13 protein-coding genes are annotated in these 16,273 nt (G+C 65.9%); 3 read left to right on the top strand and 10 right to left on the bottom strand.

The window, feature by feature from the left end:
• Nucleotides 1-53 precede the first annotated feature (53 nt).
• Complete coding sequence (locus tag MU582_02340; protein UPK75496.1) at nucleotides 54-1,019, top strand: GNAT family N-acetyltransferase; 966 nt, start codon at nucleotides 54-56, stop codon at nucleotides 1,017-1,019.
• 9 nt (nucleotides 1,020-1,028) lie between these two features.
• On the opposite strand, the gene MU582_02335 is transcribed toward MU582_02340, so the two are convergent.
• The 10 genes from MU582_02335 to MU582_02290 all read right to left on the bottom strand — a co-directional run bounded on the left by MU582_02335 (nucleotide 1,029) and on the right by MU582_02290 (nucleotide 13,413).
• Nucleotides 1,029-2,489 (bottom strand): HNH endonuclease, encoded by a 1,461-nt coding sequence (locus MU582_02335; GenBank protein ID UPK75495.1) that lies wholly within the window; start codon nucleotides 2,487-2,489, stop codon nucleotides 1,029-1,031.
• 295 nt (nucleotides 2,490-2,784) lie between these two features.
• Entirely contained in the window at nucleotides 2,785-3,516 is a 732-nt protein-coding gene (locus MU582_02330; protein ID UPK75494.1) for an alpha/beta hydrolase, read from the bottom strand.
• A 193-nt stretch (nucleotides 3,517-3,709) separates the two neighbouring features.
• Entirely contained in the window at nucleotides 3,710-3,919 is a 210-nt protein-coding gene (locus tag MU582_02325) for a hypothetical protein (GenBank protein ID UPK75493.1), read from the bottom strand.
• A gap of 19 nt (nucleotides 3,920-3,938) precedes the next feature.
• Nucleotides 3,939-5,414 carry a rhamnulokinase gene (locus MU582_02320; protein UPK75492.1) on the bottom strand — a complete coding sequence of 492 codons (1,476 nt, stop codon included), beginning with the start codon at nucleotides 5,412-5,414 and terminating at the stop codon, nucleotides 3,939-3,941.
• Entirely contained in the window at nucleotides 5,411-7,474 is a 2,064-nt protein-coding gene (locus tag MU582_02315) for a bifunctional aldolase/short-chain dehydrogenase (GenBank protein UPK75491.1), read from the bottom strand. The genes MU582_02320 and MU582_02315 overlap by 4 nt, the downstream gene beginning before the upstream one ends.
• On the bottom strand, nucleotides 7,465-8,637 hold the full coding sequence (gene rhaI / locus MU582_02310) for an L-rhamnose isomerase (GenBank protein UPK75490.1): 1,173 nt from the start codon (nucleotides 8,635-8,637) through the stop codon (nucleotides 7,465-7,467). Before rhaI ends, MU582_02315 begins: the two co-directional genes overlap by 10 nt.
• Nucleotides 8,638-8,717: 80 nt before the next feature.
• Nucleotides 8,718-9,740 carry a rhamnose ABC transporter substrate-binding protein gene (gene rhaS, locus MU582_02305; GenBank protein UPK75489.1) on the bottom strand — a complete coding sequence of 341 codons (1,023 nt, stop codon included), beginning with the start codon at nucleotides 9,738-9,740 and terminating at the stop codon, nucleotides 8,718-8,720.
• An 18-nt stretch (nucleotides 9,741-9,758) separates the two neighbouring features.
• Nucleotides 9,759-10,829 carry an ABC transporter permease gene (locus tag MU582_02300; protein ID UPK75488.1) on the bottom strand — a complete coding sequence of 357 codons (1,071 nt, stop codon included), beginning with the start codon at nucleotides 10,827-10,829 and terminating at the stop codon, nucleotides 9,759-9,761.
• Between the two features lie 2 nt (nucleotides 10,830-10,831).
• The gene (locus MU582_02295) at nucleotides 10,832-11,863 is read right to left on the bottom strand and encodes an ABC transporter permease (protein ID UPK75487.1); all 1,032 of its coding nucleotides are present in this window, start codon (nucleotides 11,861-11,863) and stop codon (nucleotides 10,832-10,834) included.
• Nucleotides 11,860-13,413 carry a sugar ABC transporter ATP-binding protein gene (locus MU582_02290; GenBank protein ID UPK75486.1) on the bottom strand — a complete coding sequence of 518 codons (1,554 nt, stop codon included), beginning with the start codon at nucleotides 13,411-13,413 and terminating at the stop codon, nucleotides 11,860-11,862. The genes MU582_02295 and MU582_02290 overlap by 4 nt, the downstream gene beginning before the upstream one ends.
• A 321-nt stretch (nucleotides 13,414-13,734) precedes the next feature.
• Here MU582_02290 and MU582_02285 point away from each other — a divergent pair, with 321 nt between their 5' ends.
• Together MU582_02285 and MU582_02280 are read left to right on the top strand one after the other, a co-directional pair.
• On the top strand, nucleotides 13,735-14,760 hold the full coding sequence (locus MU582_02285) for a LacI family transcriptional regulator (GenBank protein ID UPK75485.1): 1,026 nt from the start codon (nucleotides 13,735-13,737) through the stop codon (nucleotides 14,758-14,760).
• Between the two features lie 103 nt (nucleotides 14,761-14,863).
• Complete coding sequence (locus MU582_02280) at nucleotides 14,864-16,264, top strand: GuaB1 family IMP dehydrogenase-related protein (protein UPK77096.1); 1,401 nt, start codon at nucleotides 14,864-14,866, stop codon at nucleotides 16,262-16,264.
• The last annotated feature ends 9 nt before the right edge of the window (nucleotides 16,265-16,273 follow it).

Here is a 16,273-nt window from a genome sequence, read left to right as displayed (position 1 = left end):
CGCGGCGCCGCAATTCGATGGACGCCTGCGGGTCCCGGGTTCACGATTGGCGAATGGAGTCGCACGACCTTCCCGTCGGGCTCGCTGTACGCCCGCCTCGCCTCGCCGATGTCGCCCGCATCTACGCCCTGGTTGCCGCGTACGGCAACGCGGTTGTCGGATTCCCGGACTTCACGCCTGACGACGTGCGCGACGAGCTGAACGAACCGGGCTTCGCGGCGGACACCGACGGATGGCTGGTGCAGGATGCGGGCGGCGACGTGTTGGGGTACGCAACGGCGCGACGGCGCCGTCCTGACGGCGACCAGGTCGGGATCGACGTCGTCTCGCTCGATGAGCAGGTCGCGGCTTGGTTGCTCGATGCGTCGTTCGAGCGCGCCAGGGCAATGGCGCACGAGTCCGGGCACGAACGCGCAATTGTCGATCACGGCACCTACCGGCGTGACGAGCAACTGGGCGCGCTGCTCGCCGATCGCGGATTCCGTGTTGCGACATCGTTCTACCGGATGCGCGTCGACCGTTCCGATGTCGAACCGAACCCGCTGCTGCCGACCGGGGTCACGGTCCCGGCCTCCGACGACGTGAGTGTTCGCCGCGCGGCTCATGGCGTGCGAGAGGAATCGTTCGTCGAGCACTTCGGTGAGGAGCCGGAGTCGTATGACGATTGGGTCGCAGCGCTGGAGAGTCGTTCGACGTTCGGCTGGAGCCAGGTCCGCCTCGCTGAGCTGGATGGCGAACCGGTCGGCATGATCCGGGTTTCGGAGCAGTTCGTCGAGGACGAGCACTGCGGCTATGTCGCTCAGGTTGGCGTCGTCCCGCGGGCGCGTGGCCGAGGAATTGCGAAGGCCTTGCTGAAGCAGGCGTTCGCAGCTGATGCCGCGCGAGGGCTGGCGGGCACGCTGCTGCACGTCGACAGCAACAACACGACTCCCGCTCTGGGGCTGTACGAGTCCGTCGGGATGCGCACGATCCTGGTGATCGACGCCTGGCGCGCCGAGGTCGCAGCCCGCGACAGCTGAGGTGCCCTCTCAGGCGGACGTGCGTGGGTTGGGCAGGCGGTGGAAGTCGACGTACGTGACGGTGTAGCCACAGGCAGGGAGGTCACGTAAGGAGCGTCGCCGGCCGGGCGGTGGTGATGATCTCGCCGGTTTCTGCTTGGTCTCGGTTTCGACCGCAGTGTGGCGGATTTTGGCGATGAGGTCGCGGACGCGTTGTCTGGTGATGCGGGTGTGGTCGTCGATGACGGCGCCCGTGGAGCGGTGGAACGTGAACCCACCGTGGCCGTCGTGCCGGATGGTCAGCTTGTTCTGATGCACGAGGTGGTGGCAGCCGCCGCAGATCCCGACCAAATTCGACAGGTCGGTACGCCCGCCGTCGCGGTTCCACCAGTTGACGTGGTGGAACTCCAAGAAGGTGGAGCCGCAGCCGGGGTTCGCGCAGATGCCGTCTTGGCGGGCGGTGATCGCTTTGCGTTGTGCGGCGGTGGCGAGGCGGCTGGTGCGGCCGACGTTCAACACGTTGGCCTGCGGGACGGGGCCGTTCGTTGTGCCGTGGGTGAGGACACCCGATGTGTCGGCGCCGCAGGTCAGATAGCTCATCAGTTGCGGGCCGATGGGTCCGAACCCGACCAGCGTCGCCGGACGTGCACCGGGCAGACGCAGGAGGGTTTCGAGGTCGGCCAGGACGAGCAGGGTGGTGTCGGCACGACGGCGCGGCTTCGGTCGCTCCTGCCCGTCGGCGGACTGCTCATCTGGCCGCTGGTCGGCTGGTGGTGGGGTGTTTTGGTCGTCGAGCATCCGTCCGAGTCCGTCGACGCGGCGGTCGGAGGGTGTGCGGTCGTCGCCGTCGTATTCAGGCATTGACACGGTTTTGGCCCATTGGGCGAATTTTGCTCCGGTGACGGGGTCGAGCATCCCGGACACGTAGTAGCCGTCACCGCATTTGTCGACCCGGATGTCGCGTTTGTTCATGCCCCGCTGGTACGCCTTATCGCGTTCTTCACAGTTCACGATGTCGTTGAGTTCGTTGATCGCCACCCGCAGATCCCGGGGCTCACACTCGCGGGCGATCGGCAGCAGTACGTCTTGCAGGTTCGTCATGATGTCGACGCCGACCTTGGTGACGCCGACGGTGAACTCGTCGACATGCGCACCCCGAATCGTCCCGGCATCCAGAGCGGCGGCAACCTTCGGCAACGTCTTGAGGGTCTGGCCGGCTTTGGTGTGACGGCGCGACTCACCCAACCCCATCCGCAACTCTTGGCGAGCCCACCCGGCGACCGTGGAGGCACCGTCGGACTTGTACGCCTCGGACTCTTTCAGCTGCGCGAACAGGGAGGCGCGTACCCCGTCGAGCAAATCCAACGCCGACTGCAAATCCCGCAACGACTGACAGAGCTGCTCGTCAGTCGCAAGACCGACGGCGTCGGAAGCGTTCGCAGCCTGCCGCGCCTGCTCGTGGAGGCGGGTGTAGGTCTGCGGTTCGAACATGGCACCTATTGTATCGTACAGAGGTTCGATGAACAAGAGATAGAAGGTGCGGATCGCCTTGTTTTGTTGGGAAAACGGCGAAGCGAGAAACTGTGAAAAGCGACAACTGAAGTGGCGGGGAGGGTCGCGGGGAGGCGGCCACCGGCGCGTACCCGGCGTCGTCGCCGCCAAAGAAGAGAACCGCAGTGCGCAGAAACTGTGAAGGAGAGAACCGTAAGTAGCGGGAAACGATGAAGGACGGAACCGAAGTAGGCGGAGACTGTGAAAGCAGCAACCCGAAAGGGACCGGGAGCCCCTACCCCAAATGCCTGACAAAGAACCGGTACGCGTCCTCCCCGGCGTACGCGGGAACACCGGTATGCCCTCCGAGATTGGCGTTCAGCGCCTTCTCCTGCGATCCGAATGCGTCGAACAGGTCCAGCGCAGCCTGCCGGTCGTTCGACTCGTCGTCCCACTGCAGAAGCACGTGCAGTGGGATCGTGACCTGTCTGGCCTCTTCGTACGTCGCCCGCGGTATGAAGCTCCCAGCAAACAGACCGGCCGCGACGATGCGTGGCTCGACCAGCGCCAGTCTGACGCCGATTGCGATCACGCCGCCGGAGTAGCCGACCGGGCCGGCTATCTCGGGTAGTCGAAGGAGTGCGTCGATGCTGTCGCGCCATTCCGGGACCGACTCGTCGACGAGCGGGAGGATGAGTCTGTCGATGATGTCGTCGTTGACGGGTTCGCCGGCCGCTATCGCTGAGCGCAGATCGGCACGGGCTTGATCGGCCGTGACCGATCGGGATCGGTCACCGCACCCGGGAAGTTCGATGGTGGCGGCGGCGAAGCCATTCGTCGCGCAATGTTGGGCTCTCCCCGCCAGTCGGGGGTACAGGTTGCGCAACCCGCCGGGATGGCCGATGAGGATCAGCGGCGCAGGTGCTGCTCCGGACGGAGGCGTCCAAAGGATGCCGGATACCTCGCCGATCGTGAAATCGCGTTCGAGTACGCCGTTGCTGTGTTGGTGTTTGGAGGTGAAGTCCATGGTCGTGCCTTTCGGGAGTGCTCCACAACGGCGCTCCCGGACGACCTACCGCCCGATCGTGACCCCGGAGGGGAGCACCCATGTCGATACGTTCACGGGGTACCACCTCCTCGGTTGCTGCACGGTCTTCGCGAAAAGTATCAGCAGTCACCGTGCTCGGCCAGCGCTTTACGCCGCCGTAGGTCCCGGTGGCTCAGATCAGCCCCGCGCGCACCGCGTGCACGACCGCCTCGATCGACGAATCGACGCCGAGGTCATCTGCAGTCGCGCGGAGACGCCTCCTGACGGTGCGGTCCGACATCTCGACCTGGCGCGCGACGTACTCGATCGTGTGGCCTCGCGCCAGTAGGTCCAAGATGACGATGTCGACCTCGGCCGGCTTCCACGCTCGTATCGAGTCCACAGGCCGGCCCTTGCTCGAATCAGACGTCGCCGCCGGATACCCGCGCAGCGGCGCTGGCCCAGGCCAGATCTCGACGGGGTTCGTACCGACGAACGTGATGCGTACGTGCGATCAGAGCGCGCATCGCCGCAAGATCGGGTATGTCGACGCCGAGTGTGCGCGCCTGAACCAGTACGTTGCCGAGCGCTGCCGCCTCGGCCGGTCCTGCGAGTACCGGTACGTCGAGCGCGTCGGCGGTGAGCTGGCACAGGAGCTCGTTCTGCGAGCCACCGCCGACCACGTGCACGACGTCGAAGTCTTTGCCCGCCAGCTCGGCGGCGGTCCGCAGTTGGCGTCGGTACGCGAGGGCGAGGCTGTCGAGTACGCAGCGGGCGACCTCCGCAGGCGTCGTCGGAACTGGTTCGCCGGCAGCCCGGGCGAGCCTCGTCACCCGCGCATCCATCGGGTCGGTGGCCGTCGCCGGTGGCAGTAGCGAAACATCGTCGATGTCGATGACGGTCCGCAGACCTTCGGCCCTGCCCGCCGCCGCTAGCAGCGAATCCAGATCCGCTGCCGGGTCGCCCCACCCGCGGATGCACTCCGTCAGCACCCACAGGCCCATGACGTTCTTCAGGAACCTGACGGTGCCGTCCACGCCACCCTCGTTGGTGAAGTCCGCACCACGCGCAGCGTCCGACAGTACGGGGGCGTCCAGCTCGAGTCCGACCAGCGACCAGGTCCCCGAGGAGATGTAGGCGAACGAGTCGCCGGTGGCGGGTACGCCGACAACAGCCGATGCGGTGTCGTGCGACCCGACCGCGATCACCGGGACATCGTCGGCAAGTTCGACATCGGACGACACCGTCCCGCGCAGCGCACCTATCACCGATCCGGGATCTCGTAACGGTGGAAGGATCGATGCCGGCAACGCCAGGCGCTCGACGACGTCGACGGCCCAGTCCTGCCGCCGCACGTCGTACAACCCCGTCGTCGAAGCGTTCGTACGCTCCGCGCCGATCTCACCAGTCAGCCAGTACGCCAGTAGATCTGGAAGCAACAACAGCGTCTCGGCGACACCGAGTCGCGCCGAACCAGCCTCGGCGGCGAGCTGGTAGATCGTATTGAACGGCAGCTCCTGCAGACCCGTCACCGCGTACAGCTCCGCGGGCTCGATCGTCTCAGCAACCCGTGCCGCAACGCCGTCCGTACGCCGATCGCGATGTGAATAGGGGTTTCCGAGCAACACTCCATCGCGATCGAGCAGTCCGTAGTCGACTGCCCAGGAGTCGATTCCGAGACCATCGAGCCTGCCGCCGCGCGCAACCGTACGAAGGCCGTTGAGCACTTCGCGATAGATGCCCAGCACATCCCAGTGCAACGAATCGCCGACCTGGACCGCGCCGTTCGCGAAGCGGTGAACCTCCCGTACGAGAAGGGCGTCTGAGCCGACCGTCGCCTCGATGACCCGGCCACTTGTGGCGCCGAGATCGACGGCGGCGGCTCGCTTCTGCGTCATCGCAGGAACGCCGCCGCCACTCCGGCGTCGACCGGCACGTGCAGACCGGTGGTGTGGGTGAGTTCCGGTCCGCACAGTACGAAGACCGCGTTGGCGATGTGCTCGGGAAGCACCTCACGCTTCAGGATCGTGCGCTGTGCATAGAACTTGCCGAGATCGGCCTCATCGACTCCGTACACCGCAGCGCGTTGTGCTCCCCATCCGCCGGCGAAGATGCCGGAACCCTGGACGACGCCGTCGGGGTTCACCCCGTTGACCTTCACACCGTACTCACCGAGCTCAGCGGCCAACAGACGTACCTGATGCGCCTGGTCGGCCTTCGTCGCTGCGTACGCAATGTTGTTGGGCCCTGCGAAAACGGAGTTCTTGCTCGAGATGTAGACGATGTCGCCGCCGAGTCGTTGTTCGATCAGCACTCTCGCCGCAGCCTGGGAGACGAGGAACGAGCCCTTTGCCATGACATTGTGCTGGCGGTCCCAGTCGGCCTCGGTCGTCTCCAGCAGTGACCTGCTCAGCGATAGACCTGCGTTGTTGACCACGAGGTCGATGCCTCCGAACGCGAGCACCGCCGCGTCGACCATCGCACGTACGCCGCTCTGATCGCTGACGTCGACGGCAACGCCGACAGCAACGTCCGTACCGCCGATCTCGGCCGCCGCATCCGAAGCGCGCTGTGCATCGAGGTCCCCGATGACAACGCACGCGCCTTCGTCAGCAAGCTTCTTCGCTGTTGCCTTTCCGATCCCGCTCGCCGCGCCCGTCACCAATGCGACGCGACCCGCGAGCGCCTTTGGTTGAGGCATCCGCTGCAGTTTGGCCTCCTCGAGCGCCCAGTACTCGATGCGGAACTTCTCGCTCTCGTCGATCGGCTGGTACGTGGACAAACCCTCGGCACCACGCATGACATTGATCGCGTTCAGGTAGAACTCTCCTGCTACCCGGGCGGTCTGCTTGTCTTTGCCGTAGCTGAACATGCCGACGCCGGGCACCAGGACGATCAGTGGGTCGGCTCCGCGGATCGGTGGCGAGTCCTCGGTCGCGTGCCGGTCGTAGTAGGCCTGATAGTCGTCGCGGTACGCAGCGGCGAGCTCGTGAAGACGCTCGATGGACTCCTCTACCGTCGCGGTGACGGGAAGGTCGAGCACCAACGGGCGGACCTTCGTACGCAGGAAATGGTCGGGGCAAGACGTACCGAGGGCCGCGAGCCGGACATGCTCTGCCGATGCGAGAAAGTCGAGCACGACGTCGGAGTCGTCGTAGTGGCCGACCATCGCACGGCCCTTGCCAGCATGGGAATCGACCGAGGCGATGCCTCGAATGGTCGGTGCAAGGGCCGCCGCTCGCTGATGCCGTTCACTCTCGGCAAGGGGCTCGTAGCCATCGAGCCGAGCACCGAACGGCTCGGGCTTGGAGTGCTCTGCGATGTACGCCGCGGCTGTGTCGATGATCCAGAGCGAGTTTCGCTCCGCCTCGTCACTCGTGTCGCCCCACGCGGTGATCCCGTGCCCGCCGAGAATGCACCCGACCGCGTCGGGATGTTCGGCCTTGATCGCGCCAATGTCCAACCCCAGTTGGAAACCCGGGCGGCGCCACGGCACCCACACCACGCGGTCACCGAAGATCTCGGCAGTCAGCTTCTCGCCGTCGGCGGCCGTCGCGATCGCGATTCCGGAATCGGGATGAAGGTGGTCGACGTGCGCCGCATCGACGAGACCGTGCATTGCGGTATCGATCGACGGTGCCGCACCGCCCTTGCCATGCAGGCAGAAGTCGAACGCGGCGACCATCTCGTCTTCCCGTTCGACCCCGGGATAGACGTCGACGAGCGAGCGCATCCGGTCGAGCCGGAGCACGGCCAACCCCGACTCCTGCAGGGTGCCGAGGTCACCGCCAGAGCCCTTGACCCACAACAGTTCTACGGACTCACCGGTCACCGGATCGGTGTCGACTCCCTTCGCAGAGGTGTTGCCACCGGCATAGTTGGTGTTCTTGCGATCTGCGCCGAGGCGGTTGGATCGCGCGATCAGCTCCGCTTTCGTACTGCCGGCCACTAGTTCCATCCTGCCTGCGTACCGCCGACACGGTTCGCCTCGATCTCTTGTTGGTAACCGCTTTGCGCGTACGCCCGCATCGGGTCGGCGGGTAGGCCGCGTTCATCGCGCCAGGCCGACAGATCCGCGCGTACGTCGGTGTAGAAGGCGTCCATGAAGATCTCGTTCGCCGTCAGGACGTCGCCGGACTCTTGCGCAGCCGTGAGGGCCTCCCGGTCGACGAGTAGTGCACGGGCCGTCATTTCCTGCACGTTGAGGACCGACCGGATCTGTCCTGGAATCTTCGCTTCGATGTTGTGGCACTGGTCGAGCATGAACGCCACATCGCTGTCCGGGTTGGCCGGTTGGTAGCCGCCGCCGCGCACGACTTCGAAGATGATGCGGAACAGCTGGAACGGGTCGGCCGCGCCGACAATCAGGTCGTCGTCTGCATAGAACCGGCTGTTGAAGTCGAATGAGCCGAGCTTCCCGAGCCGCAACAGCTGCGCGACGATGAACTCGACGTTCGTGCCCGGCGCGTGGTGCCCGGTGTCGAGACAGACCAGAGCGCGGTCACCGAGTGCGGCGACCTGGGTGTACGACGTGCCCCAGTCGGGCACGTCGGTGTGGTAGAACGCCGGCTCGAAGAACTTGTACTCGAGTACGAGCCGTTGGTCGTCGGACAGTCGCTCGTAGATCGTGTGCAGGCTTTCGGCGAGGCGATCCTGCCGACCACGAATATCGCCCTGACCGGGGTAGTTCGTACCCTCGGCGAGCCAGATCTTCAGATCGCGAGAGCCGGTCTGGTTCATCACGTCGATGCACTCGAAGTGGTGGTCGATCGCCTTCTGGCGAACCTTGCGGTCGACGTGAGTGAGTGCGCCGAACTTGTAGTCCTCGTCTTGGAACGTGTTCGAGTTGATGGTGCCGATGCCGATACCAAGACCCTCGGCGTACGTACGCAGCGCCGCGTAGTCGTCGAGACGGTCCCAAGGGATGTGCAGCGCCACCTTCGGCGCGAGTCCCGTAAACCGATGCACGGTTGCGGCGTCGGCGACCTTCTCTTCGACCGTACGCGGAGTACCGGGCGTACCGAACACGTGGAAGCGAGTGCCCGAGTTGCCGTACGCCCACGACGGAACCTCGATTGCCTGACCGTCCAGCAGGTGGGCGATCTGTGCGAACCTCGTCATGGTCACTTCTCTTCGAGTTTGTGGTTGGGATCTGCCTGCGGGGCGGCCGGGTCTTCGGTTGGCCCGGCCGACCCGAAGCCTCAGAAGTCGAAGTCGTCGATGTTGCCCTTGTTGAAGACGAACGGGTCGCCGAGCACCACCACTCCGTCGGCACCGACCTCGTAGTCGCCGAGGTCACCGGCCTTGAAGGTGTCGCCCTCCTCGCCCTCGATGTCGCCGTCGATCAGCGCTTTTGCGGTGTACGCGGAGAGGTAGCCGAGGTCCTCGGGGTTCCAGAGTGCGAACTCGGTGACCGTGCCGTCCTTGACGAACTTGCGCATCTGGTTCGGCGTACCGAGACCGGTCAGCGCGACCTTCCCCTTGTAGTCCGAGGTCGACAAGTACCGCGCAGCGGCGGCGATGCCGACGGTGGTCGGCGAGACGATGCCCTTGAGATCGGAGTGCTTGGAGAGCAGCGCTGCCGTCTGGTCGAAGGACTTCTGATCGTCGTCGTCTCCGTACACCGTGTCGACGAGGTTGATCTTCGGGTAGTTGGCCTCCAGCTCCTGCTCCATCAGCTTGATCCACTCGTTCTGGTTCGTCGCGTTCGCCGCGGCGGACAGGATCGCGATGTCGCCCGAGCCGCCGATCTGGTCAGCGATCAGCTCGACCTGCTTCTTGGCGATGCCCTCGGCGTCGGCCTGGCTCACGAAGACGTCTCGGCATTCCGGATCGGTGTCGGAGTCGAAGGTCACGACCTTCACGCCGGCGTCACGCGCCTCGTTGAGCGCATCGCAGATCGCGGTCGGGTCGTTGGCCGACACCACGAGCGCGCCGACACCCTGCTGGGCTGCTGTGTTGATGAACGACACCTGGGAGTCCGGCGTCGCCTGGTCGGGCCCGACCTCGTCGATCGAGCCGTCGAACTCCTTGGCTGCCTTCTCGCCGCCTGTCGTGCTGGCGTCGAAGTACGGGTTGCCGAGGTTCTTCGGCAGGAAGGTGATCCCGGCGTCGCCACCGGAGCCGCCTCCGCCGTCATCGTCTCCGCCGCAGGCGGTCAGACCCAGGCTCGCCGCTAGTGCGAGGCCGGCGAAGGCGGCCAGTGGCCGGTTCTTTGTCAACATGGATGTGCCTTTCGTTGGTTACTCGCCGGACGGCTTCCCGCCGGGTGCGGATGCCCCTTGGCCGGTACGCGAACGCCTCGCCCGGAGCCCAGAAACCCAGGAGAGCAGGCTTCCGGAGATGACGGAGAGCACGAGGAGCCCACCGATCACGATGTTGGTGAAGTTGGTCGAGACGTTCTCCAAACGCATCGCGCTGGAGACGACGCCGATCAGGAGTACGCCCGCGATCACGCCGTGCAGCGCTCCGCGTCCGCCGAAGATCGAGACCCCGCCGAGCAGGACCGCAGCGATCACCTGCAGCTCGTAGTACTCGGCGTTGTCGCCGCGAGCACTGCCGTAGCGCAGCGTGTAGAAGACACCGGCGAACGCCGAAACCGCACCGGCGAGCAGGAACAGCCAGAACTTCGTACGCTCCACGTTGACGCCGGTGAACCGAGCGGCCTGATCGTTCAGCCCGATCTCGTAGACGCCGCGGCCGAAGGTCGAGAAGTGCAACAGGATCGCGAACGCGATTGCGAGGACGACGAAGGCGATCAGGATGACCGGATAGCTGCTGTCGCCGCCGATGCGTTCGGTGGCCAGGTCGGTCCACTTCTCGTCGAAGTCGGTGATCGCCTCGGTGCCGAGCAGCCCGACTGCGATACCGCGGAACAGCGCCAGGCTGCCGATCGTCACGGCAAGCGACGGCAGCCCGACGTACGCGACCAGGAAGCCGTTGAATGCACCGCACAGGGTTCCGACGGCGATCGCGAGGACGAACGCGACGATCATCGGCAGGTCGAAGTCGTGGTAGAAGATGCCGAGCATGACGCTGGTGAGACCCATGATGCTCGCCACCGACAGGTCGATCTCGCCGGTGATGATCACCAACGTCATCGGCAGCGCGATCAACAGGATCGGCGCAATGTCGAGGAACAGGTAGTACAGCGTGAGCGGTCCGTCGAAGTTCGCGACGTTACCGTACGCGTAGAAGTAGACGATCACCAGCAGGGCGATGACTGCGAACTCACGGGTCAGCAGCACGCGCCACAGCAGCGGGCGCGAGTAGTCGGCGTACGTACGCTCGTTGACGGCCTCGTCGATCGACATGCTCATCTCTCCGCCCGCGACTCGATCAGCTTGCGTTCCTGTCTGGCCGCGAGGACCCGATCGAGGACGACCGCACCGATGATGAGCGCACCGACGACGGCGCGCTGCCAGAAGTCCGGAATGCCGAGAACCGGGAGCGCTCGGTCGATCGTGACCAGCAGGAACGCCCCGATCGCCGCGCCCCACACGGTGCCGCTCCCGCCGAAGATCGCGACACCGCCGATGACTGCGGCAGCGACCGCCTCCAGCTCGAGGTTGCGGCCGGCACCGGAGCTGATCGTGCCGTATCGCGCCGCGTAGAAGACACCGGCCAGACCGGCCAGCGCACCGCACAGGATGAACGCCCACAACACCCTTCGACCGACCGGAAGGCCGTACAGCTCGGCCGCCCCGGGGTCGGAGCCGATCGCGTACATCTCGCGGCCGCCGCGTGCCGTGTGCAGGTAGTAGCCGATCGCTGCGACCACGAGCAGCGCGATGATGGTGAGGACCGGGATGGTGAGCAACTGCTTCGTACCAAGACTCAAGAAGCCGTCGGGTAGGTCGGACGGGTTGATCCGATCGCTGCCGGCCCACTCCAGGAAGATGCCGCGGTAGATGTACAGCGTGCCGAGCGTGATCACCAGCGCCGGCACCCGAAACGCGGCGACGAGCAAGCCGTTGACGAGGCCGAGCAGGCCGCCGAACAGCATTCCGATCGCGAAGACCGCGACGACCGGGATACCTGGCTGATCGGCGAACAGCCGGCCGGTCAGGTACGCCGTCAGCCCGAGGGTCGAGCCGACGGACAGATCGACGTTGCGGGTGACGATCACCATCGTCTGGCCGGCGGCCAGGATGAGCAGAATGGACGGCGTCACGAGCAGATCGCGCCAGCCGTCGCCGCCGAACAGGAAACTGTTGCTCTTCGCCGTGGCGACGACCACCAGCACGATGAGTACGAGAAAGACGGCGATCTCGCGCGAGCGCAACGCACCACCGATCATGCGCTGCACCGGCGACAGCTCGGACGGTTTCACCAATGTCTCCGTCATGCCCCGGCACCTTCCGTCACCGAATCGGCGAGACTCGCGCCCGCCTCGTGCCCGCGTACGTGGGTGGCTGCGTACATGACGTTCTCGGGTGTCGCCTCCGAGCGTTCGATGTCTGCGGTGATCTCGCCCTCGCATACGACGACGACGCGATCGGCCATCCCCAGAACCTCTGGAAGTTCCGACGAGATCATCAGGATCGCCATGCCCTGGCCGGCGAGCGACGACAGCAGCCGGTGCACTTCGGCCTTCGTACCGACGTCGATGCCACGGGTCGGCTCGTCGATGATCAGCAGCTTCGGCTCGGTGGCGAGCCACTTCGCGATGGCGACCTTCTGTTGGTTGCCGCCGCTCATCGTGGTCGCCGCCATATCGAGGGCGTTCGTCTTCACCTCGAGTTTGGCGGCCCACGGTCGCGCAGCGGTGTTCTCCATCTGCGCCGTCAGCAGGCCCGCTTTGGCGAGTCGTCGGCGGATGGCTCCGGCGATGTTGCGGGCGACCGAACTCTCCATCACCAAACCCTGTTGGCGGCGGTCTTCGGGTACGAGAGCCATCCCGGCACGGATCGCGGCTCGTGGGTTCGACGCGCGTACCGGCGTACCACCGAGTCGAACTTGCCCGCTGTCGTAGGCGTCGATGCCGAACACGGCTCTGGCGATCTCGCTGCGCCCCGCTCCGACCAAGCCGGCGAGACCGACGATCTCGCCGGCACGTACCTGGAACGCAATGTCGTCGAACACGCCGCGGGACGAGAGCCCGGAGACGTCGAGCACCACCTCGCCGATCTCCGCGGGCAGCTTCGGATAGAGGTCGCCGACCTCTCGACCGACCATCAGTGCGACCATCTCGTCGACGCTCGTCTCCTCGACGGCAAGCGTGTCGACGTACGCCCCGTCGCGCATCACCGTGACCGTGTCGCAGAGGTCGAAGACCTCGTCGAATCGGTGGCTGATGAACACAAGCGCGCGGCCCTCGTCGCGAAGGCTTCGCGCGACCGCGAAGAGCCGCTCCACCTCTACCCCCGACAGGGCAGCGGTGGGTTCGTCCATGACCAGTAGCGACGCATCGAGCGAGATCGCCTTGGCGATCTCGATGATCTGCTGATCGGCGATCGACAGGCCGCGCGCGGGTCGCCGCGGATCGATGTCGACGCCGAGACGCGCGAAGATCTGCTCCGCTTCCGCGATCATCGCGGCGCGGTCGATGCGTCGCCAGTGACCGTGCGGCATCCGACCCATGAAGATGTTCTCGGTCACGGACAGGTCCGGGAACAGCGTCGGCTCCTGGTAGATGACCGCGATGCCCGCCGCCTTCGACTCGGCCGTCGAGGTGAAGTCCACCGGCTCGCCGTGGAACTCCAAGGTGCCACCGTCGCGGCGGTGTACGCCCGCGACGATCTTCACCAGGGTCGACTTGCCGGCGCCGTTCTCTCCGACGAGAGCGTGGATCGAGCCCGGACGCGCCACCAGCGAACCGGCGCGGAGCGCGACGACGGCGCCGAACGACTTCACGACGTCGCATAGCACCAGCGTGGCTGCCGGTTGGTTGGTCATGCGATGAACTCCAGAGTGATGCGTCGGATCGACGCGCGTCACTCGGGAGTGATGCGTCGCGAGTCTTGATGTCTGCGATCCGCGCTATGAAAGGTTTCAATGGAGCGTAGAGTGAGACGGCTCACGCCGTCAAGACATCGGGCCAAAGTTACGTTGCCGTTATCGAAACGCCGATGACATGGCGGTTCTTCGTACGCTCCCCCGAGCATCGCTGCTTCGGGAACGAGGGTCAGAATGGCACCGATCGACCGCAAGGTGGCGTAGCCTTTGGCTACGTTTCATTGACCGGGCGCAAACTCGCCCACACGGGAGGACAGCACGATGGCATCGCAACCGGTCCAGCGAAAGGCGTCCATCAAGGACGTCGCGGCCGAGGCCGGCGTGTCTCTCGGCACCGTGTCGAACGTCCTCAACCGCCCCGACCGAGTCAGCGAGAAGACCCGAGCACGTGTCGAGCAGGCGATGGAGCACCTCGGGTTCATCCGTAACGAGTCCGCCCGTCAGCTCCGCGCGGGCCGTAGCCGCACCCTTGCGTACGTGATGCTCGACGTCGCCAACCCGTTCTTCACCGATGTTGCACAAGGCATCGAAGACGTCGCGAACGAACGCGATATGTCGGTGATCCTGTGCGCGAGCCGCAACGACGCAGAGCGCGAGCAGCGCCACCTCCGCCAGCTCCAACAGCAGCAGGTACACGGCATCCTGATCACCCCGGTCGAGCCGGCGTCACCCCTGCTCGACGAGATCGCGCGGACGACACCCCTGGTGATCGTCGACCGCACCAGGGGCGACGAAGCGTTCTCGTCGGCCGCGGCAGACGACCTCGAGGGCGGTCGCCTCGCCGTCGAGCATCTGCTCGACCTCGGGCACACCTCGATCGCGTACGTCGGCGGTCCCTCGACTCTCGGTCAGGTCCGCGACCGATACGAGGGCGCCAGAAAGGCTGTCGTCGAGGCCGGTCTCGACGAGTCTGCACTCGTCGAGATCACTACTCCTGCGCTCGGGTTCGCCGACGGACGAGCAGCCGGTGAAAGGCTCGCGGGTATGCCGCGCAAGCGTCGGCCGACAGCGGCGTTCTGCGCCAACGACCTGGTTGCGCTCGGGCTGCTGCAGCACGCGATCCTGACCGGCCGGGGCGTACCCGATGATCTCGCGATCGTCGGTTTCGACGACATCGACTTCGCCGCCGCGGCTGCCGTACCCCTCACCTCCGTGCGCCAGCCGCGATCAGCTCTCGGCCGCGCGGCGGCGGAGCTGCTGCTCGACGAGGCGACCGATCCCGGCCTCGGACACCGGCAGCTGAGCTTCACGCCCGAGCTGGTTGCGCGGGCCTCGACCGGATTCTGACCAGAACTCACACGGCACGAATCTTCGGCGACGGTACGCTCGTGTCGTGCGATTTCTGAACGACCTCCAGCCGGGCCACGACCTCACGTACAACGACGTGTTCATGGTGCCGAGCCGCTCGAGCGTCACCTCACGCTTCGATGTCGACCTCACGACCCCGGACGGCATCGGCACCACCATTCCACTGGTCGTGTCGAATATGACCGCGATCTCGGGCCGCCGGATGGCCGAGACGGTCGCGCGTCGCGGCGGGGTGGCGATCCTGCCTCAAGACATTCCGCTCGACGTGGTCGGCAATGCCGTACGCCGGGTCAAGGCTGCTCACCCGTTGTACGAGACGGCCGTGACGGTCGACCCGCACACCACGGTCGGCGAGGCTCTGTCGCTCATCCCCAAGCGCTCGCACGGCGCGGCGGTCGTCGTCCAGGACGGCAAGGCGATCGGGGTGATGACCGAGCACGACGGCGAGGGCGTCGACAGGTTCGCGCAGGTGCATGAGGTGATGACGACCGAGATGCTCACCTTGCCGGCCGGCCAAGACGTCCAAACCATGTTCAACACGTTGTCCGAGCACCATGTGACGCTTGCACCGGTGCTCGACGGCGATCGGCTGCTCGGCGTGATGACGAAGGCCGGCGCTCTGCGCGCGACGATCTACCAGCCCGCTCTGAGCGCGGCCGGCGAGCTCGTCGTCGGTACGGCGATCGGCATCAACGGAGACGTACGCGCGAAGACCGCCGATCTGATTGCGGTCGGGGCCGACGTACTCGTCGTCGACACCGCACACGGCCACCAGGACAAGATGATCGAGGCGCTTGCGGTCGTACGCGAGGTACGCGACGAGCACGCCGAGCAACACGGCACGCGCATCCCGATCGCAGCCGGCAACGTCGTCTCCGCCAAGGGTGCCGCCGACCTCACCGCTGCGGGCGCCGACATCATCAAGGTCGGCGTCGGCCCGGGCGCAATGTGCACGACTCGGATGATGACCGGCGTCGGCCGCCCGCAGTTCTCCGCCGTGCTCGAATGCGCAGAGGCGGCGCGGGAGTCCGGCGCTACGGTCTGGGCCGACGGCGGTGTTCGCTACCCCCGCGACGTCGCACTCGCGCTCGCTGCGGGAGCGGCAAGTGTGATGATCGGCTCGTGGTTCGCCGGCACCCACGAGAGCCCGGGCGACCTGAAGTTCGGTTCAGACGGCCGGGCGTACAAGGAGTCGTTCGGTATGGCCTCGGCCCGAGCGGTGTCGAACCGCACGCGCGACGCCGCCGGATTCGCTCGGGCTCGAATGGCGCTGTTCGAGGAGGGCATCAGCTCGTCGCGGATGTACCTCGACCCGCAGCGACCAGGCGTCGAAGATCTCATCGACACCATCACCGCGGGCGTACGCTCGGCGTTCACCTACGCCGGCGCGGCGACGATCGACGACTTCCACGACAGCGCCGTGATCGGGCTCCAGAGCTCGGCCGGCTACGACGAGGGGCGCCCGCTGCACGCGAGCTGGTGAGGCGGCCAG

Source organism: Nocardioidaceae bacterium SCSIO 66511, from assembly GCA_023100825.1.
In the GTDB taxonomy this organism is placed as follows: Bacteria; Actinomycetota; Actinomycetes; order Propionibacteriales; family Nocardioidaceae; genus Solicola.
Note: the sequence above shows the minus strand (reverse complement) of the source record. Positions and strands in the feature narration are given on the sequence as shown.

Excerpts from the sequence above, each read along its gene's own strand:
- MU582_02340 (UPK75496.1), top strand. The coding sequence starts at position 54 with ATGGAGTCGCACGACCTTCCCGTCGGGCTCGCTGTACGCCCGCCTCGC.
- MU582_02335 (UPK75495.1), bottom strand. The coding sequence starts at position 2,489 with ATGTTCGAACCGCAGACCTACACCCGCCTCCACGAGCAGGCGCGGCAG.
- MU582_02330 (UPK75494.1), bottom strand. The coding sequence starts at position 3,516 with ATGGACTTCACCTCCAAACACCAACACAGCAACGGCGTACTCGAACGC.
- MU582_02320 (UPK75492.1), bottom strand. The coding sequence starts at position 5,414 with ATGACGCAGAAGCGAGCCGCCGCCGTCGATCTCGGCGCCACAAGTGGC.
- MU582_02315 (UPK75491.1), bottom strand. The coding sequence starts at position 7,474 with ATGGAACTAGTGGCCGGCAGTACGAAAGCGGAGCTGATCGCGCGATCC.
- rhaI (UPK75490.1), bottom strand. The coding sequence starts at position 8,637 with ATGACGAGGTTCGCACAGATCGCCCACCTGCTGGACGGTCAGGCAATC.
- rhaS (UPK75489.1), bottom strand. The coding sequence starts at position 9,740 with ATGTTGACAAAGAACCGGCCACTGGCCGCCTTCGCCGGCCTCGCACTA.
- MU582_02300 (UPK75488.1), bottom strand. The coding sequence starts at position 10,829 with ATGTCGATCGACGAGGCCGTCAACGAGCGTACGTACGCCGACTACTCG.
- MU582_02295 (UPK75487.1), bottom strand. The coding sequence starts at position 11,863 with ATGACGGAGACATTGGTGAAACCGTCCGAGCTGTCGCCGGTGCAGCGC.
- MU582_02290 (UPK75486.1), bottom strand. The coding sequence starts at position 13,413 with ATGACCAACCAACCGGCAGCCACGCTGGTGCTATGCGACGTCGTGAAG.
- MU582_02285 (UPK75485.1), top strand. The coding sequence starts at position 13,735 with ATGGCATCGCAACCGGTCCAGCGAAAGGCGTCCATCAAGGACGTCGCG.
- MU582_02280 (UPK77096.1), top strand. The coding sequence starts at position 14,864 with ATGGTGCCGAGCCGCTCGAGCGTCACCTCACGCTTCGATGTCGACCTC.